Origin of the sequence: Bacillus sp. KS1 (genome assembly GCF_020075515.1) — a bacterium.
GTDB lineage: Bacteria > Bacillota > Bacilli > Bacillales > Bacillaceae > Bacillus > Bacillus velezensis.
Genome location: NZ_JACAWW010000016.1, coordinates 1 through 24,329, shown reverse-complemented (window position 1 = coordinate 24,329; position 24,329 = coordinate 1). Strand labels below are relative to the sequence as shown.

At 50.4% G+C, this 24,329-nt stretch carries 4 protein-coding genes; all 4 read right to left on the bottom strand.

The genetic code is table 11. The features are described from left to right. Window positions 1-9,045, bottom strand: a 9,045-nt coding sequence (locus tag HWY38_RS10475; RefSeq protein WP_224181810.1) for an SDR family NAD(P)-dependent oxidoreductase, incomplete at its 3' end; no start/stop codon positions are given. Between the two features lie 51 nt (window positions 9,046-9,096). Beyond that, the gene (locus HWY38_RS10470) at window positions 9,097-14,823 is read right to left on the bottom strand and encodes a type I polyketide synthase (protein WP_224181809.1); all 5,727 of its coding nucleotides are present in this window, start codon (window positions 14,821-14,823) and stop codon (window positions 9,097-9,099) included. A gap of 39 nt (window positions 14,824-14,862) precedes the next feature. Further along, window positions 14,863-21,159, bottom strand: coding sequence for a type I polyketide synthase (locus tag HWY38_RS10465; RefSeq protein ID WP_224181808.1), 6,297 nt, complete (start codon window positions 21,157-21,159; stop codon window positions 14,863-14,865). 18 nt (window positions 21,160-21,177) lie between these two features. After that, window positions 21,178-24,329, bottom strand: a 3,152-nt coding sequence (locus tag HWY38_RS10460; RefSeq protein WP_224181807.1) for a type I polyketide synthase, incomplete at its 5' end; no start/stop codon positions are given.

The following is a 24,329-nucleotide window of genomic DNA, read 5'->3' as shown; positions in this document are numbered from 1 at the left end:
GTCAGCCGCACATACGGCGCCGCTTATGTCCTCAGCATTCATTCCGCCATACAGCGTCACGTATCTGAAAGACTCTTCTTGTCCGCCGCCTTCATTCGGCGGTGATTCCTGCCACTTTGGCTGAAGCAAGAGCGGTTTTCCCTCCGTTTCCTCTTCCAGAAAACGGGCGGTGAGCCCCGTCAATCGGACACATACCGCACCGTTTTCATCACACAGCTCAATATGATAGGCGCCGTCCGCTGAGGAAAGCACCGCCCACATCGTCTCCCGGCACGCAGAAAACACCTGCATATCCTGGAGGGCAAACGGCAGAAACGGCCGTCCGGACGCGGAACCGTCTGAGAGCACGAGGCCGATAGAAGCCTGAAGAGCGGCGTCCAGCATGCTTGGATGCAGGATGAACGGCTCCTTTTCCTCGCGGGCGGACGGCGGAAGAGTGAGCTTTGCGAGCACTTCTCCGCTTCCGGCATAGACGGCGTCAAGCGCCTGATGAGACGGTCCGTAGGTGATGCCGAGGCTGTCGAACGCTTCATAGCACTCAGCCTTTGACATACGCCGGCCGCTGCAGCGCGCCTGAACCGCTTCCACATCGAGAACAGGAGCACGCTCCGTCTCTTCGAGCACGGCCTTTCCCTGGAAAAAGACAAGCGGCTCTTCTCCTTCGGCATACGCTTTAAAAGCGATGTCTCCGTTTTCTTCCGGCTGAAGTCTTACATGAAGCGTCACTCCTTCAGAAAGCGCCGTCACCGGCCGGAGCCAAACGATCTGTTTAAGCCGGACACCCGTTTTCCCGCCGGGCAAATCTTCAGCGGCAAGTGTAACGGCGGCCCGGGCCATTTCTAAAGCAGCCGCGCCCGGAAGCACCGGTTTTCCATTGACGATATGATCGGCAAAAAACGGTTCCTGCCCAGAAAAAACAGAAGTAAAACGCTGGGCGGTAAAGGTCGATGTATTCGCATGGAGCAGCGGGTGAAGCTTTTCACGTTCAGCTGAATTCCGGCTTTCAAGCTCTCTCTGAAGACGATCGGATGCCCAATACGTCTGTCTGGCAAACGGGTAGCCCGGCAGATTGCCGATTCGCGGCAAAGGTCCGCCATAAAGCAAGTCCCCTTCGATTTCATAACCTTGACAATAAAAATCTGCCAGCACGCATAACAGCTCCTGATACTTTCTATGGTCAGAATATGAGGCGCTGCACTTGCCGAGCACTTCTATTATGTGCTCCTGAATATGCTGACGGCCTGCAAAGTGCTGCGGTACTTTTCCCGAAAACACATAAGGATGATGTTCATTAAGCTTTGCCTGCTTCCATACATACACTGCGTCATCAGCATCTTGCACTACGATGGCGGCGCGATGGTTAAAGTGATGCCGTCCTTTTAACAACGTATAGCTGAGCTGGGCCAGATCATTTTCTTTCAGTCCGCCATTTTCCGCCCAAGTGATCATATCTTCGATTTTTTCGTGAAGAGCCTCCTCTGTTTTTGCAGACAAAGTCAGTAAATATGCAGGGGCATCACGATGAGGTGAAGCGCTGCGCTTATAGCTTTCCATAACGACATGGGCGTTTGTTCCGCTCATCCCGAATGCGCTGACTGCCCCCATTCGGTTTTTACCCGGCAGAGAAGGCCACGGTTTACCCGTTTTATTCACATAAAAAGGACTCTTCTCCCAGTTGATATAGCGGTTTTCCCCGCTGCAATGCAGACTGGCGGGAATCATTTCACGGGAGAACGCCTGTAAAAGACTGATCAAACTGACAATGCCTGATGCGGCAAACGTGTGGCCGATATTGGTTTTAATTGATGTGAGCGCGCAAAATGCTTCTTCGTTTGTATAGGCAGAAAATGCGTCATAAAGCGCGTTAATTTCCACCGGATCACCGAGTTTTGTACCTGTGCCGTGTGTGACGATATATTCGATATCTTCAGGGTTGATACGCCCCCGGTCATAAACGGAAGTAAGCAGCCGGGTCTGCGCGACGCCGCTCGGAGCGGTAATTCCGTTTGTTTTCCCATCATAATTGATGCCGCTCGCCCGAATCACCCCGTAAATCGGATCACCATCCGCTTCCGCCTCTCTCAGCGGCTTCAGAACAACCGCCGCGGCCGCTTCCCCCGGAACCATGCCGTCAGCCCTTTTATCAAACGCGAAGCATTTCCCGTTTTCCGACAGCATTCCGGCTTTATCTATCGTTTCAAAAAAGTCCGGGGTATTCATGATATTCACCCCGGCCGCAACAGCTGTTGTGCACTCTTTATTCTGCAGGCTTAATACCGCCTGATGGACAGAAACGAGTCCCGAAGAACATGCTGTATTTATCGCCATCACAGGACCTGATAAATTCAAGTGATAAGCCAGCCGCGCCGCCAAAATACCGTTATGATGAGACGTGACATTGCCTTTGTCCCGTGTTAAAAGGTGATAATCTCCTTCTTCCGCCCCCACAAACATACCGATCGTCTGCTGCCTGATGTGACTGGCGCCGTAGCCGGCGTCCTCAAGGGCCCTCCACGTTTCCTGAAGAAGCAGCCGCTGTTTCGGATCCATCGTTTCAGCTTCCCTCGGCGATATTTCAAAAAATAAAGGGTCGAATTCGTCCGCCCCCGGTACAGCGCCGAGTTTCCATTTTGAACTTGTGAAGCCTTTTTTTGCGACCGGTGCGACAACATCCTTTTCCTGAAACAGAATGTCCCACAGCTCGTCCGCCGTGCGCGCCTGAGGAAATCGGCCGCTCATGCCGATAATGGCAATGGAATCAGCTGCCTGACTGCCCTCGGTTCCGGCGTTCAGCTTATTTCTTCCCCTCTGCTTCTTTCGCTTTTCCGTTCCTGTCTTTTCAAAGACAGATTGATCTGCGGATTCAGGTTTCTTTTCTTCATAGACATGCTCCATGACGGACTTGTGTTCCGTCAGAAAATAGCGGACGACCTTCTCCAGTGTGGAATGTCCGAAAAACAGGGCCGGTGTCACTTCAATTCCGTAATGAGCGGACAAAGAAGAGGCGAATTCCGCCAAACTGATAGAATCAAAGCCGAAATCAGCCAGATTGTCAGCGTCCGTCAGTCTGTTCTTGTCTATTTTCAAAAGCCTCGCCGCCAATTCTTTCACATCCCAGCTTACGCATTCTTCCAGTGTAAAGCCTTTCATTTCACTCCGCCTTCCTGAAAACGGGACGTTCCTGTTTACAGAACCCGAAATCGGCCGTTCGCCTTGGTCTATCTGCAGGAAGCGTTTGGCCCTCGACGGAAAACCGGCCAGGACGAGATACTGGCTGGACGGCTGGACTAACAATGTTTCAAAAGCGTCGAGTCCTTCCTCTGTGTATAAATAACGCTGTCCGCTTGATTTTAAGTACATATCGGTGCTTTCCGCCGTGCCGACATGCATCCCCCCTTCTTTCCAAAGCGGCCAATTGATTGCAAGTGACTTGCCGCTTCTGAGTCCGAGGCTCACAAGTTTATCCCGATGACGGACAAAAGCCATTTGGAAGCGGTTCCCCATCGCGTAGTCACAAGAACCGAAGTCTCCTAAAATCGCTGAAGAAGAAGAGAAACAACAGAAGAAGTCAAGCGGCTCCCGTGACAGAACCTGATCTAACACCGCGGTGCCGTCCGCTTTTGGCGATAAGACTTGCTGAAAGGTTTGCAGATCTTTCTCCAGAATGCTTTCAGTGCCTTGAAGACCTGCAGCGTGAATGACACCGTGAATCGGCCCGCATCCTTTCTCTTTCGCTTCTTGCAAACCTTTCTCCATCTGAGCCTGATCTGCGGCATCCGCCTGCACGTAAAACACCTTGGCGCCTGATTCTTCCAATCTCTTTATCTTGTTCAGCACCGGGCCGCCTGCCGCTGATCTCCCCGTCAAAATGAGCGTAACCGGTCCTTTTTCAGCAAAATATCCGGCAAATAACAAGCCTAAACCCCCGCATCCGCCGGTAATCAAGTACGTTTTCCCGCTTTTTATCACACGCTTCTCAACAGAGGCAATATCCGTCTGCTTCATTTCCATGACGTGACGGATTTCCCCACTGTACATGACACTGCGGAACGACTCGCTGTGAAGTTCTTCACATACGTTATGAATCAGTTTTTCTAACGGTCCTTTTTGTCCAAAATAAACCGCGGCCGTATCCGTCTCCGGCAAAATCAGTTTCAGCGACCGTTCCAGCCCGATCCATGACTCGGCGTAACTGATATCGGTATCGATCCCGCACTGAGCGGAAAGAAGGATTCGCCTCGGTTTAGAACGCAAAGAAGCAGCTGCGCGGATCACATGATACAGAATGGAATAGTCTTTCACGGCCTTTTCATCTTCAAGCGGCCATCCATATAAAACGGCATCCGCTTTGCCTGCAGCCGTATCAATATGCCGAAACGTTTCTTGATATGCTTGTCCGTCAGTAATTTTAATTTGATAATGCGTGTTTGAAAGCTTTTGAGTTTCCTCACCCTGTGAAATAAAAAACACGCCGGCTCCCGGATAAAGGGATTGTAAAGACTGATAAGCATGCTTTCTGGCAGCTTCTCCCGTAAGAAAACAGATGACCGTTTTCAGCTCTTCATGAATGGATTTCTTCAGAGGCTGCTGCGTCCACATTTCTTCAAATATCATCATCTCGGATTGTTCCTCTTGTCCGTGATCCTGCTGAGACGGCTGTCTCATTCTTATCCCTTTGATTTCTGCGCAGACAATGCCGGTTTCGTCACAAAATTGAATGTCACAGCCGGTTTGATTCTTTTTATTAATATACATCCACATGCCGGATGAGCACGGACGCATGACGCGCAGTTCTTCAACCGCTTCAGGCACGATATGGACTGACGGCTCCGTTTTTGCCAGGACATGAAAAGCTGCGTCCAGAAATTCCGGCGGTATATGATATCCCGGATTACGGCCGCTTTCATCTATAAGAGCAAGCTTCGCCCAAACCGCATTTTCTCCCGCATAAAGCTTTTCAACGGTGCGGAACTCCTTACTGATCGTTACACCTGACGTGCCTGGTGTTTCATAATCGAATGACAGCGGGCGGCAGTCTTTTTGTAAGGAGGCAATATCCAGCACGCGGGATGGCTGTATGTTCCCTTGTCCGATGATTCCATAATGATGCAGCTTCTCTTCGTCACTGTATATTTCATAATGGATGCCTTCCTCGTCTTCAGACAGAAGGGAGAGATTGACGCCCGCACCGTGATGTCCGCCGGTAATCGGGTTAGTCCATGCCGCCGTTCGGATCCATATCTCTTTTTCTTCAGAGCTGTCTGCCGCATGATGATAAGCCGCAAGCGCCATTTCAAAATAAACGGCTGCCGACAGAACCCGCTCCCCTCTCACATCGTGGAAAACGTGTTCCCGGCCTGTAAAAGAAGTATGATAGCTTTGCACCGCCAAGGTTGACGTATTTTCATGCAGGAAAGGATGCACATATTCAGTTGTTCCTGTTTTTGGTTCTTCCCGCTTCATCCAGTAGCTTTCTTTTGCAAATGGATAAGACGGCAGACTGATACGATGCGGCAGCGCCCCTTTATATAAAGATGGCCAATCGACGGGCGTCCCGTGAACCCAGGCATTCAAAAGACTGTCAAATTGACGTTTTTCCATCCAATCACTGACTGTGCCTTCCGTCTCCGTGACAGCACTATCACCCCGGCCTGTAAACACCCCGCTTACAGAACCAGCATGATTCAGAAAAGCAGTCAGCTTCTGTTCCAATTCAGAAACAGAGTCCGCTGTCATCGCCAGCCGTTCTTCCATCGGGACCCTGCCGACTTGAAGGGTAAATGCCGCGTCAAGCAGGTTCGCATCTGTAATTGTTCCGTTTCCGGCGGCATCCGACAGCAACAGAGCCCGCTCGCGCAAACGGTCTTTATCTTTTGCCGATAAAACAAAAAGCGCCGGACGGCCGGTGTCTTTCGAACTCATTTCAGCCGGTTCATACTCTTCTATCAGCAAGTGGGCATTTGCACCGCCCGCTCCGAAAGAAGATGTACCCGCGATTCTCGGATATTCCCGTGTTACTCCTTCAGATTCTATGACCGGCCGTCTCCATTCCGCCGTTTTCTGCTGCACGATAAAAGGAGAAGTTTCAAAATCAATTTCCGGGTTCAGCTGCTCTGAATGCAGCGACGGCACCAGATATCCGTGTTTCATCTGAAGAAGAATTTTGGTGACCGCAGCAATGCCCGCCGCACTTTCCAGGTGTCCGATATTGGATTTAACAGAACCGATGGAACAAAATTGCTTTGCATCCGTATAGCGTCGGAAAGCCTTGGTTAACCCTGCGATTTCAATCGGATCTCCCAAGGAAGTGCCGGTGCCGTGGGCTTCCAGATAGCTGATTGCTCTTGGATCAATCCCTGCCCGCTCCATCGCCTCTGCGATCACTTCTCCTTGTGCATTCGGATTCGGAACGGTGAACCCGTTCGTTTTGCCGCCGGCGTTCAGAGCGCTTCCTTTAATGACACCGTATATATGATCATGATCTTCAACAGCCTTTTTCAACGGCTTTAACACGATACAGCCGACGCCCTCTCCGTCAACAAACCCGTCAGCCTTATCACCGAATGCTTTGCACGCGTTTGACGGTGACAGCATTCTCATAGAAGAAAGTCCGATATAATGAACCGGGTCTGTAATCAGGTTTACGCCGCCGGCAATCGCGCATTCAGATGCACCTGTTCTGATGCTTTCTGCGGCGAGATGAACGGCGGTTAAGGATGAGGAGCATGCGGTATCGACCGCGATGCTCGGACCGTGAAAATCAAACACATAGGATACGCGGTTCGGGATAAAGTGGTAGTGGGCTCCTGTCGGATAGTTGCCGTTCATGACACCCGCAAAGACACCAACCTTTTTACGGGCGCATAGTGAATCAGGGGTATATCCGGCATCCTCAAGAGCCGCATAAGCGGTTTCCAGAAACAGTCTCTCCTGCGGGTCCATGCGCTCCGCTTCTTTCGGGGAGATTTTAAAAAACAGCGGATCAAATTTATCAATATCTGTTAAAAAGCCGCCCCACTTTGTATACATCCGGCCTTCCTTACCTTTTGTCTCATCATAGTAGTCCCGCCAATCCCAGCGGTCTTTCGGAATTTCGTTGATTCCGTGTTCACCGGTCTTTAACCGTTCCCAGAACTCATTAACATTTTCAGCTCCGGGATACCGTCCGGCAAGACCGACAATTGCCACTTCAAGGTGTTTTGACGGCGGTTCGGAAGCGGGCGGCGCTGTTTCAGAAAAAGATGCCGCTTGGCGCTTCGTCAATCCGGCGCTTTTTTTGCGGCTTTGCTTTTTCTGTAATGTGTGCGGCGCCTTTTCGGCTTCTTTATTTGTCTTGAAAATCCCAGCCATATCATCCTGTCTTGAGCTGACGAGATATTCCGCTAATCCGCCGATTGTCGGATACTCGAAGAACAAAGTGCTGCTGATATCAGGTACGTCTTCCCGCACGCGGTTGGTCAGCTGTACGATTAAGATGGAATCGATTCCGTATTCTTCAAGGGGCGTATGGGCTTGAACGTCCTCAATCGGCATCTTTAAGATGGCGCTGACGATCTGTTTCAGGTACTCTGTGCTTTTTTCAAGCAAAGTGCCGGATGATGCCGCTTCAGTATGACGGACTTCTTCAGAAAATCGCGCATGCAGTTCGCGCTCCTTCGTTTCAGTCAAGTATGCGGCAAGCTCTTCTATCGTGCGGTATTCAAAAAACAGCGTGCTGCTGATATCAGGGACGAGATCCCGCAGCTCATTCGTCAGCTGAACGATCAGAATAGAGTCAATGCCGTATTCATCCAGAGGAGCCAGCGGATTTATCTCTTCTGCCGGCATTTTTAATACTTTTGCCGCAGCCCTTATCAGAAAAGCCGCTGTCTTTTCCGAAAGCCCCTCTCCCGCTTGTTTGATGGGGAGCTGACGATCAGAGGATGTTTGCGGTACGTTTGATTGGCGCTTTTGCGCGGTGTAAGCTTCCCTGCTCTGCCTGATGACTCCGTTGCTTTTCGCCGTGATAATCTGCTGGGTGTGCAGACGTTCGTTTTCAGCCGGAAATTGAATGGAATGAAAACCTTCAGCCATTAAAACGGATTTCCATGTTTCCGGATAAAGACCGGGGCACCCCGGAATCCGCAGCGCCTCGTCTTCGTACAGCCACCAGCCCTCTAATAAGCCGAATGTAACATGTGTAAACGGCGTATGCCCGCCCAGTTCATTAACAAGCAGCAAACCCTCCTTTTTCAATACGGCTTTTGCCGTCCGTAATGTTTTCCGGATATTTTTGGTGGCATGCAGCACGTTTGCGGCAATAGCGATATCGTAGGTTCTCAGATGGAATCCCTGGCCCGCCGCAGGCTGCTCCACATTAAACAGCTGATACGTCAAATACGGATTGTCCGCGCCGTATTCCTTTTCGGCATGCATTAAAAAAGCTTTTGACAAGTCGGTATAACAGTATTCCTGAATATGGTTTTGATAGAGGCGGAGCTTTTTAAACAGTGTGCTGCTCGTTCCGCCGGTGCCCGCTCCGATCTCCAGCAGACGGATGTTTGCCTCAGGATTGTTTTTAATTACATTTTCCACATAAATACACGCTTCATTTGCCAGCACATCGTTGTAATAATCAGCGAGAATGTTATGCTTATAGATTCCTTCAACAAGCTCCATTGAAGAATCGGGAAACATCACATCAGTGGCTTTTATTTTGCCTGTTAAAATGTCAGGCAAAGCTTGAATGACGGTATCCGCCAGCAGAACCTGCGCTTTCATATCCGGATCTTTCAGCCATTCGTTTTTCTTCTTATGCCACTCTTCCCAAACCGCAGCCGTTTCACCGCTTTTAAAATCGCTGTCTAAAAGACGGATGCTTTCTTCCAGCCAGCGCTCATATAAAGGCAGACAGGAAGCCGCCGGCGCTTCGCCGGTCAGACCCATTGAACGCAGCGTCACCCGCAGCACTTGCAGCAAAAGCCGATTCAATTCTTTCATTTGATTGCTTATTTCTGTTCTTAAGGATAACTGTGTACGGTCTTTTTGTTTGTCTCCCTTACCCAAAACCTTATCCTCCTAAGAAAATTAAATTTGCTCCGTCATTTTGACAGGCAATCAGATAGTCACAAATTCATGAGGGTTCATTCCCTCGATCGGAATCGGCTTGGTCAGCTTCATCAGTCCCATACGGGAGATCGGCTGCGTCAGCAGAGTTTCCAGCGCCTGCATCCCTTCCGCCCGGCTGATCAGCCCGAGACCGATTGCACTCAGTCTGTCAAACTCTTCAGAAATGTGATTGTCAGCCCGCTCCCAATAACCCCAGTTCATCACTTTGACCCGGCATGACAGCCGTCCGGAAAGCTCATGGGCAAATGCGTCTTTAAATGCGCACCCCGCCGCATAATGACTTTGATTCGGATTCTTAATATATGAAATAACCGAAGAGAAAAAGAGAATAAAGTCCAAAGACTCTTTCGCAAATACTTCGGCAATGTTGACGGAAATATCCACTTTCGCCGCAAGGCCGGCGTGAAACTGTGATTCTTCCATATCTTTTACGCTTTCATTCGCAAATACCATCGCTGAATGAACGACGCCGCTGATGGTGCCGTATGTGTTTTTAATCTGTTCATAGGCGCGCTGAAGCGATGGAAGATCAGAAGCATCTGCGGCTATATATTCGGGAGCCGGGCCTGATGACCGGTACCGGTCTATTTTTTGGCGTATCCGGCTGTCCAGCGGCCTCCTCCCGATCCAGACGACTCGGGCTTTATACGTCGTCACCATATAATCTGTCCAAACCTCGCCGATGCCTCCCGCACCGCCGATGATGACATATACGCCTCCATAGCGGTAAGGAACACTTTCAGACGGCCCGCTTTGGACCGGAAGCAATTGAGGCCGGTACCATTCCTGATGTCTGCGCACCCATGCTTTACCCGTACGGTCGCGGGGCAGGCTGAATATGTCTTCTGCGGGGAAATCCCCCCCGTCTTCAAGATCGGCCAGACGGATGTGCCAGCTCGGATGTTCTTTTGCGAGAGACCCGACGAAACCGTGTACACTGGAATGAGCGGGACGCACCTCATCATATTGAGTGATAGGCTGTGCTTGGTGCGTAATTACCGTCATCCCGAGCTGCTCTTTTCCATACCCGAGACCGATAAGAGCTTTGGCCGCTCTGAAAATTTGCAGCACCCCGCTTTTTTGATCATGGCTGTCAGAATCAGCCGACTGAGGGGCAAACCAGATCATATGCTGAATCTCACCGAGACGGCGGAGCCGATCAGATATCACTTCAACGGAAGCACTTTGGTTGCTATCAAATCGCACAGCTTTAGGAAACAATCGTAAAACCGCGGCCGCCTGCCCGTCTGTACCGCCTATGATGACAGCTTTTGCTTCAGAAATGGGGAAGCCGGTTTGGTTGTCTATCGGTTCCGTGTCCCATACCTGCATCAGTTTGACGGCTCCGGTAAGGTTACCCGGCAGATCGTGTTGCTTATTATCGGTTACGGCCGGCGCACTTTCGGCCATCCGGGCAGAAAATCCTTTTATCCTTACACACACATTGCCGCGTTCATCACATATATCAATGTCCATTCTTCGTACGGCCGGTGTTTCATGCGTCACAAATACGGCCGCCCACATGTTTGGACTGCACGGATGAAAAACGGTCAGTTCATGCAATTCAAAAGGCATTAACGGCTGCTCCGGATAACCCGCTTGATCTTCATTTATAACGCCGATGGCCGCCTGAAAAGCGGAATCAATCAGACTCGGATGGAGCACAAACTGTTCGGCTTCATCAGAAACGGAAGCAGGGAGCACCAATTTAGCCAAGGCTTCTTTCTCCCCGCAATAAATGTGATCAATTCCTTGATGTGAAGGTCCGTATACAATTTCCGCCTTTGCAAACGCCGCATAGCAGTCTTCTTTTGACAGCACTTTTTTGCGGCATCGCGCTTTCAGCTGTTCAATATGCAAAACCGGCGCCTCAGACAGCGGCTCAATCACAGCACTGCCTTCACAATAAATGTCTGAATCATTTTCATTGTTGTACACTTGAAATGAAACATTGCCGTTATCCTCCAAAGAAAGCCCTGTCGTCATACGCAGCGGCTCTTTTTTATGAACGGCCTGGCGTATCCAGCTGATATACCGCAGCGAAATGCCGGTTTTAGCCGTGTATCCAGCGGCTAACGGCGCGGCAGCCAGTTCAGCCGCGGCTCTCGCCATTTCAAGATAAGCCGCCCCGGGGAGAACACGCTTGTTTCGGACGATATGATCGGCTAAGAAGAATTCATCTCCGTTCAGTATCGTACTGAATTTTTGTTCTAACAAATCTGATGTATTGCGGTGAAGCAGCGGGTGAAGCCTGCTTTCTGTATTTACAGAAGTGACGGGATGATCGGGCTCCGGTATCCAATATCGTTCCTTTGCAAACGGATACGTCGGCAGACTCATCCTGCGCGGTTTCTCCTCCTGATACAGCCGCGTCCAGTCTATCTCAAATCCTTTTGACCACAGCTCCGCAAGTTTTTTGTAAGTGCCGCTGTCCATCCATTTTCGGATCAGCTCCTCCGTATCCTGATCATTATTCAGGAAACCCCTGATTTCCGTTCCGCTATCAGACCGCCCTTGAAAGCAGACGTCAATCTGCCGTTTCTGTTCTGTAAATTCAGTTAATTTCCTGATCAGGTCTGCTTGATCGTTCACTAAAAAAACAAGCCGTTCTTCCATTGCCAGCCGTCCCGTTTGCAGTGTATACGCCAGTGACCGCAGGGAAAAAGGTTCATCAGGCTGCTTATCTAAGCCGGACTGACCGAAAAGACCGGAAAGAATATTCTTATGTTTCTCATCGTTTGTAAGACATTCTGCTAAAGTCCGGACGGAAGTATGCTGTATGAGATCAGTCATGTCTATTGCCAGCCCGTATCGATCCGTCATCAGCTCAGAAAACTGTGCCAGCTGCATGACATCCAAGCCGAATTCCTTCCAATCCTGTTCACCATCTACCGAGCCGGCCTCTACATGCAGAACATCCGCCAGAACGCTGCGTAACGCATTTTCCAGCTGATTTTGCATTGTATCTCTTTTGTCATGAAGCGGCCCGCTTCCTTTAGGCGCTTCATCTTTGAGAAACATCAGCAGGCGGGCAGCGTATTCTTTCAGCCGCTCCGGATTTTTCGCTGACAGAGGCACAATATACGGTCTCTCTTGATTCTCCGTAATGCCGGGGCTTTTGGGCCTGTACTCTTCTAAAATGAGATGAACGTTTGACCCCGTCGCCCCAAATGAACTGATGCCCGCGCGTCTCGGACAGGCATGTTCACGGCCGTTCTCTGTATACGCCGGCCTTTTCCATGGCTCGGTTTTTTGCTGCACGTAAAATGGCGAGTCCTCTAAATGGAGATACGGATTCATCGTCTCTGAGTGCAAAGAAGGGACAAGCGTTTTGTGAAACAGCTGCAAAACCGTTTTATGAAGCCCGCTGATCCCGGCGGCTGATTCCGCATGTCCGATATTCGATTTAACGGAACCGATCGCACAAAATTGCCGATCCTCCGTAAACGTGCGGTAAGCTTTAACAAGACCTTGTATTTCAATCGGATCTCCTAAAGAAGTTCCGGTTCCGTGCGCTTCCACATAAGAAATCGTCCGGGGATCGATCCCCGTCTTTTCAAGACATTCAGCTATCATATCCCCCTGCGCCACGGGGCTCGGCACGGTAATCCCGCTGACGGTCCCCACGTGATTGACGGCGCTGCCTTTTATCACCGCATAAATATGATCCTTATCTTCTTCGGCCTTGTGGAGCGGCTTCAGCAGCACGGCTCCGATGCCGTCAGCTGAGACATAGCCTGTGCCTCCTTCGCCGAACGTGCGGCACAGCCCGTCACTCGAATGCATATCCATCAAGCCGTATGTGATATATTTTGTCGGGTGCAATGATAAATTGACGCCTCCGGCAAGAGCTGCTTCACATTCACCGCGTCTCAGACTTTCCGCCGCCATATGGACGGCCGTCAGAGATGACGAGCACACTGTGTCAACCGCCATGCTCGGCCCGTGAAAATTGCAAAAATATGAAACCCGGTTTGCGATCGGCGCATAGTTCAAGGGATAAGGAAAGACCAGCCCTTTGGCCGCAGCTTCAGCGCCGGCGAGAGAATAATCCATATGCATCACCCCGGCAAACACACCGACGTTCATTCTCTTATTCGGCCCTTTCGGCTGAACGATTGTTTCCGGGGTGTAGCCCGCATCCTCAATCGTTTCCCAGCATGTTTCTAAAAACAAGCGTTCTTGCGGATCTTTAGCTTCTGCCTCCCGCGGAGAAATCCGGAAAAATTTCGCGTCAAAACAATCCGGATCGTCTATAAAACCGCCCCATTTGGAAATCGGCTTGCCGGACGGCGATCGCAAATGCTCATATGTCCTCGTATCCCAGCGGGAACGAGGCACTTCCGTTACGCTGTTTTCTCCATTTTTTAAATTTGTCCAAAATTCACGAAGATTTTTGGCGCCGGGGTACCGTCCCGCCATCCCGACGATGGCAATATCTCCATTCTGCGTTCCGGCTGACGCCGATTTTTTCACGCGGATTTGGGTCGTCCTCTTTTTTTCCCGGTGCAAAGGCTCAGCACTTGAAGGCCCGCTTTGAGCATGACCGAAACCGGCTCCGTAATGTTCGCACAAATATCCCGCCAATTCCGCGATTGTCGTGTATTCAAATAACAGTGTCGGCAGAAGCTGCGTTCCGATTTTTTGTTCAATTTCCTTTACCATGTCCAACAGCCCCGGAGAATCCAGCCCCATTTCATAGTAGCCGACATCCGGGTCAATCTCTTGCACAGGTTTGTTCAATCGGGCGGCAAGCAATTCTTTTAAATAAAGGATGCACTGTTCAGTAAGGCCGGCGGAAGCCTCCGCACGGCGGGGCTCAGAAGGCGCCGGTTCCGCTTGCGGAGCCGGGACGGCATTCCGACCGTCAGGTTCTTTCTTTTGCCGTTTCTGATTGATCAGTTCCGGGTCCCTCACCAGTTTATTGGCGAAGTTTTTCAGTTCGCCGACTTTTCTGCCTTCCTCATTGAAAAACTCCATTGTCACGTAAACGAGATCTTTCTTACGGGTGACGGATTCTTTTTTTATCTTGGTGATACATGTTATCTGCAGCAATTCGGCGCAATAAAACGATTCATAAAACAGCGGCAGAAATAATTGCCCCTCCTCCCTCGTCAAAGGAGCGAGATATACATTGGAGCCGATGCTGCTCGCATCTATCAATGCGGGATGAAACATCGCCTCTTCTGCATGTTCCAGCTGATCCTTTTGCACCGACAGATCAATATAAATCTCTTTTTCAGTTTGGTAGACGCTTCCGCAGCCTTTCATCATTCCTGAATGAACCAGTTCTTGATCCCTGCATTCCGCGTAAATGTCCTCAAGCGGTATTTCTGCCGCCGTTTGTTTTACGGCATCCATCCGGACGCTCTCTTGGAAGCCGGCGGGCTTGACGGAATGCATTTGCGCCGCGGCATATACCTTTGTCTCTGCTGCTTCGTCACCTTGTTTTTGCCCTTTCACCTCTACCTTCCACTGCCCTTCGACGTTCTCTGTACAATCAACGGAAAGCAGGATTGTTTCTCCCTGTTCAGGAGCTAAAGGGTGAAAAATCGATAAGTGCCTGAGTTCAAGGCCGGCATGAAAAAAACCGTTTTCTCTGAAAGTCTGATAGATCAGGTCAATATAAGCCAGACCCGGCAGCAGTTCCTTTCCATAGGCTTTATGATGTTTCAGAACGGGATGCTGATTGTTAATAAGAAGCTGCTCTTGCATATGAACTTCCTCCATATCGACGTTCAATTTTCAGCGCAATCAGTAAGTCTTCATTTGTTTCCAAAACGTATTCGGACGGGATTTATGTGCGTTTTCATGCAGGCTTTCGGCTTTGTCCGGACGAATGGGCCGGCGTTTTAATTCCTGTCTCGGCAAAGGCTTTCTGACCGGGGTATACGCCTCTTGCTCCCAGGCTTCCACTATGACATGGGCATTCGTCCCTCCGTCAGCGAAGCTGCTGACGGCGGCAATCCGCTGTGAATCCGTCCATTCACGCAGCGCGTGCGAAAAATAAAACGGCGAGGCGGACAGATCGTAATGCGTCATCGGCTCTTTGCCCGAAAGGAAAGGCACACGCATTCGGTGCGAGAGCATAAGCACTGTTTTAATAAATCCGGCAATCCCTTCAGCGCATAACGGGTGTCCGATATTCGGCTTCATCGACCCCAATTCGCAAGGCGCGCTGTTTTGCATACGGTACACCGCTTCAATCGCCCTCAGTTCCAAAAGATCCGTTACTTCAGAGCCAGAACCGTTTGCTTCAATGTAGCTGATATCCTCCGCTTTTCTGCCGCTTTTGGCAAGCGCCTTGGCCATCACTTCTTTCTGCGCCTGTATATTCGGTGTGGCAGGCCCCGCGGTTCTGCCGTCATTGTTTACGGAAATGCCTTTAATGACCGCATGAATCCGGTCCCCGTCTTTTACAGCCTGGGCCGCTGTTTTTAAATACACCATTCCGACGCCTTCTCCCAATACGATGCCGCCGGTGCGGCGGTCAAAAATATGAAACGCAGGCTCTTCGCTTAACAGATTGCGAAGTTCGAACATCCGGTGGGTTTGACCGGATTCCAGCAGACTGACTCCCCCGACCACCGCTGAGTCGATTTCACCGCAAGAAAGCGCCTGTATCGCCATATTCATACCGACAAGCGCTGAAGAACAGGCCGTATCCAAAACAAGACTCGGCCCCTTCAAATCAAAAAACTGAGAAAGATTGGCCGCTAAGTAATTCGGGCCGGCGGCGACTATCGGATTTTTTGCATGCTTCAGACGGTTTTCGTCAGGCATACTGCCGCCGCGTCCTCCTAAATAGACACCGGCTGCCCTGCCTTTCATTTCTTGTAAAGAGTAACCGCTGTCTCTGAACAGATGAAGCGCCTCTTCTAATATAAGAAAGGACTGGATATCCATTGCCTTGATGTCTTCTTCGGGAATAAGGAAAAACTCCGGGTCAAAATGCGTTACATTTTTTAAAAGGCCCGCATAATCCGCCTTCTCCGTTTTCCAGCGCTCTTTCGGCACCCTTTGAATGGCTGACGTTCCTTCAGACAGCAGCTTCCAATAAGCTTCAATTGATTCAGCTCCCGGAAAACGGCAGGACATTCCGACAACAGCGATGTCTTGCGCCGCTCTAGCACCAGAAGGCTGAATAACAGCAGCTGCTGTTTGTTTGGGAACGTCCGGGATTACAGGCTGAATCGGTTTTGAAACGGCAGCTTTGATTTCCGGATATGCTGTTTCAAGCCATCCGGCCAGCGCAGCAACCGTAGGGTATTCATACAGCACCGCCGGGTCAAGGTCAGCTTTGATCCTCTTTCCGATCGCTCTGGACACTTGGGCAAGCATGATGGAATCGGCTCCGTAATCTTGAAACGGTGTATCAGATTCAAATCTTGACGGCTCCAGTCTTAATTCCCGGCAGCAAATGCCCGTCAGCCACTCCTCAACGCTTTCTGTATCGGCCTGTTCCTGCCGCTTTGTTTCAGTAAGGCCGGATGAAAGCAGCAGACGGTCAGGCTCCCATTTTTCCGGGTGAATGACGGCCGGCATAATAACAGATCCGCAATCGCCTGTTATGATGGCATCAAACAGGCTCAGCCCTTCTCTGTCAGTGATGCTCTTTAAACCGCTTTTCAGATAGGCCCGGCTTTTTGATTCGCCCATACCCGTTTCTTTCCAGCTCGGCCATTGAATGCTCAGCACCGGAAAACCTTTTGCGGCCGCAAAATAATCCATATAGGCGTTAGCCATGGCATAATCGCTTTGCCCCGCTCCTAATTCCGGCATCACGCCGGACACTGAAGAAAACAGCGCAAAAAACCGGAGAGGCTCCTTGTGCAGCGCTTGATACAACAGGTCCAGTCCGTCTGTTTTAGGCTCAAGCACGGGCATCATCTGTTCTCTTGTTTTGCGGATAAAGGCCGGATGATCGAGATCTACGGCTCCCGCTGCGTGTAACACGCCTCCTATCGGCCCCATTTGATCTTTCACCCGGCTGACGGCCTGCTCATATTCTGGGCCGGATGATACAGACAGCACTTCCGTTCGGACACCTTTTTGTTCGAGCTCTCTGATTCTTCTCACTTTTTCGGAAAACGGAGAATTCCGTTTGACATGATCATCCCACTCCGCTTTCGGCGGCATGGTTTCTTTTCCGGTAAGCACGAGTTTCGTGACTCCATATCGTTCGGCAAAATGCCGGGCGAATAAATATCCGAGTCCCCGGGTCCCCCCGGTGATCCAGAGCACATGGTCTTTCGGAAATGAAAATTCTTTTTCAGCTAAGCTGTTTGTTTCCTTTAACCTCGCGTGATAGCGCACACCGTTTCTGTAACACACTTCGATGTCTTCAGAATCGCGAAAAAACTCCTCTGCGATCTGGTTTGCCAGCTCAGGATCTTCGGCAGTCCGTTCTGCATCCATATGCCGCGAGCGGATATCCTTATACTCACTTTGGAGCATCCGGTACAATCCGGCCTTTTTTGCACCTGAGAGATTTATCGTTTCATTTGCAAAAGGTTCAAGCCCTTTTGTCACACAAAGCAGCTGAAGCTTTCGGCCGCGGTTTCTGTTGTCAATGAGAGACTGCAGACGATGAATCCAGCCGTCATCATGATTGGTTTCCGTTCCGCATCCGGTCACATCAATCAGACCGCCAAACCGGGACGCGTCCCCGGATATTTCCGATGATGCAGAGTCAATGATTTCAGACTCGGAGAAATAACGGGACAGCTCAACGGCCAAATTTCCTGTCTGGTGATCGGCGGCTATTCCGATGACGCCCCGCACTTCCTTAACCGGAACACTGCTGCTTTCTGCCCAGCTTTTCTGTAAAAAGCGGGTTTCACGAAATGTTTCAGAATGTGTTTCAGCACCGCGAACATTGCCCGGCGCTGCATCGTCCGGCCAATACCGATCCTTTATAAATGGATATCCGGGAAGGCTGATGCGGTGCGGCAGGCTGCCGTTATAAAGTTCTGACCAATCAATCTTCAGCCCTTTTACCCAAAGTTCCAGAAGCTTCGCGAATTTTTTTCGTTTCATCCATTTACGGACGGCGTCCTGCATATCTTCATCCTTAAAAACGGCTAGAATGTCTTTATACTGTTTGCTTTTTCCGATAAAACAGCCGTCTGTCCCGCCGTCAATAAAACGCTGCAGTTTTTCCGCTAACTGCTCTGTCGACGTTACGATAAACGCCGCACGTTCTTCCATCGCTTCTCTTCCGGTTTGAAGGGTGTAAGCCGCATCCCGGAGACTGCGGTCTGTGACGTCATTTTTTCTGATCGCTTGAAGAAGCTGCTGCGCCCGCTGCTTCAAGCTGGCCTCCTGTTTGGCGGATAATAAAATGACTGCGGGATCTTCATCTGTGAATGGCTCAGAAATCTCCCTATCAGGTTCAATATATTCTTCTATCAATATGTGGGCATTTGCCCCGCCCGCGCCAAAAGAAGAGATGCCCGCGATTCTCGGAATCTCTTTCTGCGCTCCGTTTTCCTCAATGACCGGCCGTTTCCAGTCTGCCAATTCACGCTGCACCACAAACGGCGTCCGGTCGAATACAATATTCGGATTCAATTTCCGGCAATGTAAAGAGGGGGCCAGCTTGCGTTTTTGAAACTGAAGCAGCAGTTTCGTTACACCGGCAATGCCTGCCGCGGCTTCCAAATGCCCGATATTGGATTTAACTGAGCTGATGGCGCAAAAACCTTTATCTGACGTTTTCGTTTGAAATGCGCGGGTCAAACCGTCAATCTCGATCGGATCTCCGAGTTCAGTGCCCGTGCCGTGGGCTTCGATACAGCTGATCATCCGCGGATGTATTCCTGATTTTTCAAGCGCGCCGGAAATTACGTCAGCCTGGGCGCTCGGACTCGGCACTGTATACCCGTTTGTTCTGCCTCCGTGATTGATATGAGTGCCGCGAATCACACCGTAAATATGGTCCTTATCAGCCATCGCTTTTGACAGCGGCTTTAACAGCACGGCTCCGACGCCTTCACCGGGAACAAATCCGTCCCCGCCTTCACCGAAACTTTTGCACGTTCCGTCTTTTGAAAGCATTCGATAGGCGCTGAGCTCCGCATAAGCCGAAGGATGCGTATACACATTCACACCGCCGGCAATCGCCATGTCGCATTCGCCGCGAAGGATGTTTTCACACGCTTCATGGATTGCAGTCAGCGAAGATGAACACATCGTGTCGACCGGCATGCTCGGCCCTTTCAGATTCAGAAAATAGGAAACTCTGTTGGCCGCTGAACTGAACGACGTTTTCGGCTGCAGGGTCCCGCCGTTTTTCCAGTACATTCCGTACCCGTTTTTCGTAATGCCCGCAAAAACGCCGACCCGGCCGTTATACAGATTCTCAAGCTGTTCCTTCGTATAACCGGCATCCTCCAGCACCTGCCAGCACATTTCAATAAAGAGACGCTCCTGCGGGTCCATATTCAAAGCATCACGGGGTGAAATTTGAAAAAACAGCGGATCAAAGAAAGCGGCATCTTTCAGAAACCCGCCCCGCTTACTGTAACTTTTCCCTTCTTTCACGGCCTCTTCGGGATCAGGGTTGTAGTACTTGTCCTTTTCCCAGCGCTCTTCGGGAATTTCCGTCACACAGTCTTTTCCGGCTGCTAAGTTATCCCAGTACGCTTCAAGTGTTTCAGCTTGCGGATAACGTCCGCTGACTCCGATAATCGCAATCCCTTCTTTTGTCTGGTTCTCATTGGATAAAGAAGGCCGTTTCTTTTGCTTGATAAACGACGGAAGCACCGGAAAATCTTCATTTGCCAAAACCTGTTCTGATATGCCTGAACGGTGCTCATCATCATTTGTCCACTTTCGGCATTCTTTTGGATAATCCGTGACAAAGTGAGCTGCCAGGGAGCCCAGTGTCTTATATTCGTAAAAAACCGTTTTGGAAAGGTCACCGAAAAGCAGAGACAATTCGCGGTTCAATTTCGTCACAGTGACTGAGTCGATTCCGTAAGTTTCCAGCGGCTCTTCAGTATCTATGTTGGAAACAGCAATTTTTGTAGTCAGGGCAAAAAGCGTTTTGAGCTGAAGAAGCGTTTGTTCATACAAACGTTCACTGCGGTGTTCGGCATTGGTTTTTCCGGGAGCGCCCGTCTTGATGACAGGCTGCAGCTTCAACCCCGACAGGGAAGCCCATATTTTTCCTTCTTCGTCACATAAATCAATATAAAAGCTCCCCGCCTTCTCTTGTATCTCGGCCCATACCTTGTCAGGACAAGGTTCATAAAACAAAAGCTCGTCCAATGAAACCGGGGCGAGCGTTTTATATTCTTTGCCGCCAAGCAGCGCGCATGCCTCTGTCACACTTTGCATCACACAGGGAGGGAGGCCGAATCGGGCGGATTCTTTTTGGTTTGTCAATGGAATTGATATGTCTGCCAGCATCCGTCCTGCTGAGGCGTAAATACACTCAATTCCTTTCATGTGCTCACTGTATTGAACGGTATCGTTCTGAGTGATGGCTTCAATTTGCTGCTGATCCATCAGGAAGCCGCTGTTTTCCTTCAAGCGGCTGATATCCAGCATGCCGGGCGCAGCATCAACTGGCTGAAGCGTCCCTTGGCTGTACACATCATGATGACTGAAATCGGCAGAAAATGGATTATAAATCTCAAACCTTTTGGCTTCACCCTCTGCGGGTATCAGCCTGATTTCGATATGGAACGGCTCAGCCTCAGTCAGAATGGGCTTTGACCACACGATATGCGTCAGCCGGACAGCCTCAGTCTCCTTTACTGTCAAAACAGCCGCAGCTCTCGCCATTTCCAAAAGAAGTTCTCCGGGCATAAGCTTTTTACGCTGTAAAGAAACATCAGCGAGAAAAAATTCCCGGCCGCTGAAAGCTGCCGAGAATCCCAGTCCCGTTTCATCGGAAATATGCTGCTGAGCAACCGGATGAAGGGAATCCGCTTGGCGAAGTCCCATCCGCATATCATAATCGCGCAAAATGCCGATCGCATCCTGTTTTGTCATTTTTTTATTTTTGACGTCAGAAAAAACCCGGTGCAGAAACTCTTTCATATGGTTTCCTCCATTACGCTAATCCCTGTAAAAACCGATCGTTCTTTTTACAGCGGCTTCTATGCTTATTTCGTTTCTCTCCAATTCATCAAGCAGGCGCTCATAAGTCTCAAGCGGGGACATATCAGTCTCATAAGTCTCCCGGTGCCTTATATGCTGCGCACTGTGCGGTATCCAGCAATGTGTTTTCGCAAAAGGATAGACGGGCAGGCTGACTTTTTTTGGCCTTTCGTCCGGATATAATTTATTCCAGTCGACATGCAAGCCTTGCACCCATAATTTTGCAAGCATTGCATACTTTCCTGCTTCAATCCATTGATCTATGGTCCCGCTCATTTCTGTATTGTCCGTCATCTCTGTAAACAGCTGTTTCATCGCTTTGTTCCGGCCTGTAAAGAAATTCTGCCCCGCCTCCTTGCCGCTGAGGAAATCATTCAGCGCGTTCGTAAGCTCTTCTTTTGTTTCAGCAATGACGGCAAGGCGCTCTTCCATTTCATCCCGGCCAAGCTGAAGCGTATAAGCGATATCCGCAAGAGCTCCGTCAGCTGAATGTGTCTTTTCCAAATATCTGCTCAGCTGTTCCGCACGTTCCTTCAGCTGTTCCGCCGTCTTTGCCGAGAGAATGAATAAGGACGGCTGAAGTTCACCGGCCGTCCATTGTTTCTCTTCAACAGGAGAAACATATTCTTCGAGCACGACATGAGCGTTGACACCGCCAAATCCGAACGAGCTGACACCCGCTCTCCGCGGCAGTTCATTTCCGCTATCATCAGTCGCCGCTTTCCACGGCTGAGTGTCGCGGACGAAATAAAACGGGCTGCCGTCGAGGCTGATATACGGATTAACGGTTTCACAATGCAGACTTTTAACGAGCGTTTTGTGCTGCATCTGCAAAATAATTTTTAAAAGCCCGGCCATGCCGGCGGCAAGCTCTGTGTGGCCGATATTCGTTTTGACGGAACCGAGGCCGCAATGAGGCTGATCGGGTGCCGTTACTCCGGCTTTCTGATAAAGCGCTGCAAAAGCCGCTTTGAGTCCGTTGATTTCTATCGGATCTCCGAGCGCCGTTCCCGTGCCGTGGGCTTCAATATAACTCACTGTACGGGGGTCGATGTTCGCTTGCTGATACGCTTTTATCATGACTTCTGTCTGTGCTTTCGGATTCGGCGATGTAAGGGAAGCCGCCCTTCCGCCATGATTTTCCGCCGTTCCGCGAATAACGGCATAAATACGGTCGCCGTCACGTTCCGCATCGGATAATGTTTTCAAAACAATCATGCCGGCACCTTCAGCTCTGACATACCCGTCCGCTTGATCGGAAAATGTTTTGCAGCGCCCGTCTTCACTGAGCATTCCCGCTTTATTAAAGCTGATATGCATATCCGGCGACACAATAGCATTGACGCCTCCTGCAATCGCGATGCCGCAGTCTCCGGCCTGAATTGCCCTGACCGCACGGTGAACAGCGACCAATGAGCTTGAACAGGCGGTTTCTATCGGTTCGCTCGGCCCATGTATATTCAGAAAATAGCTCATGCGGTTCGGACCGATTGACGGAACCGTTCCGGCGGCGGAAGAACCCTCAATCTCTATATGGAACTTTGAAGCTTCCTGGGCGTAACCGCTGTTTGTCGTGCCTGCAAAGATGCCTGTATTTGTACCTGACAGGCTTTTGGCAGAGCAGCCGGCATCTTCAATCGCTTTCCATACATGCATCATTAAAAGCCTTTGCTGAGGATCCATCATTTCGGCTTCATGCGGAGAAATACCGAAAAATAACGGATCAAATTGAGCGGTTTCAGCAATGAAGCCGCCCCACTTTACATTGCTCGCATTTTTATCTTTCTGCGGATCTCCGTAATACTGTCTCCAGTCCCAGCGCTCCGGCGGTATTTCAGAAATGCAGTCCTTTTCTCCGGCTAAATTCTCCCAAAACATTTCCGGATTTTCAGCCATTGGAAATGCACAGCTGATTCCGATTATCGCCACGGGCTCAGGTGCAGCTGCGGTTTTTGTTTTAGGAAGGCGGGACTGAATCGAGAATGGCTCCGTCTTCATTTTTTTACGCACAACCGGTTTCTCCGTTTCTGTTTCTGCCTGTGAGCCGAATGTATCCGGATGTTCCGTCAGCAAGTATTGGGCAAAACTAAAGACTGTCGGGTATTCAAAAAATACGGCCGGTGTCAGTTCAAGCCCATACGTTTTATTTAGTTCATTTGCAAACTGCGTGAATGAAACCGAATCAAAGCCATAATCTCTCATCTCTGATTCAGCATCTATCTCGTCTTCTTTCACCTTCAGAATGCCTGATATCATATGTTTGAGTTCCGCTTGTACTTTATTCGGCATATGGACGGGCGTCTTCCTTGACACATGAATGCGATTGGACGGTTCCGGCGTTTCAGGCATCAGGTTTTTTCGAATCCGTTTTTCGTCGCCCTCTGCCACCATGACCTGGTGTTCTCCTGAGGCAAAAGCGGCGTAAAGCGCTTGGATGCCTGAGGCCGATCGCATGGCTTTCATCCCGGTCTGTTCATACATCAGCCGTTCGGTCTCTTTGTCCACGCGCATACCGCCTTCTTCCCAAAGCGGCCAGTTGACAGACAGGGTCTGCCCGCTCCGCTCGTTGTCCCTCACAAGACGGTTCCGGCGGGCTGCATAAACATCCATAAATGCGTTGGCTGCCGCATAACCGGCCTGCCCCGGATTTCCCATGCCTCCCGCCAAGGAAGAAAACAGAATGAAAAAGTCCAGCCGCACATCTTTCGCTGCTTCATCAAGATTGATAAGCCCTTTCACTTTCGGCGCCATGACGGTCTTCCGTTCGTTTTCTGTCTGGTTCAGAATGTAATTGTCGGCGATCACACCGGCGCCGTGAATGATCCCGTCGAGTGTTCCGTGCTCCTCCTGTATGCCGCGGACGAGGGCGATGACCGCTGCCCTATCTGTCACATCAACCGGTTTATACAATACGCGGGCGCCCGACGCTTCCAAGCGCCGTAAGCGGGCGGAGCGCTCTTCATCAAGCACTTCTGCCCTCCCCGTTAATACGAGGACGGCGTTTTTGACGCGGGAAGCTATTTCTTCAGCGAAAATCAGGCCGATGCCGCCCGCTCCCCCGGTGAGGAGGTAGACCCCTTCGTCTTTCCACGGAACGGCGCCGCTTTGAG

Coding starts and splice junctions, on each gene's coding strand:
- HWY38_RS10470 (WP_224181809.1), bottom strand. CDS start 14,823: ATGCAAGAGCAGCTTCTTATTAACAATCAGCATCCCGTTCTGAAACAT.
- HWY38_RS10465 (WP_224181808.1), bottom strand. CDS start 21,159: ATGAAAGAGTTTCTGCACCGGGTTTTTTCTGACGTCAAAAATAAAAAA.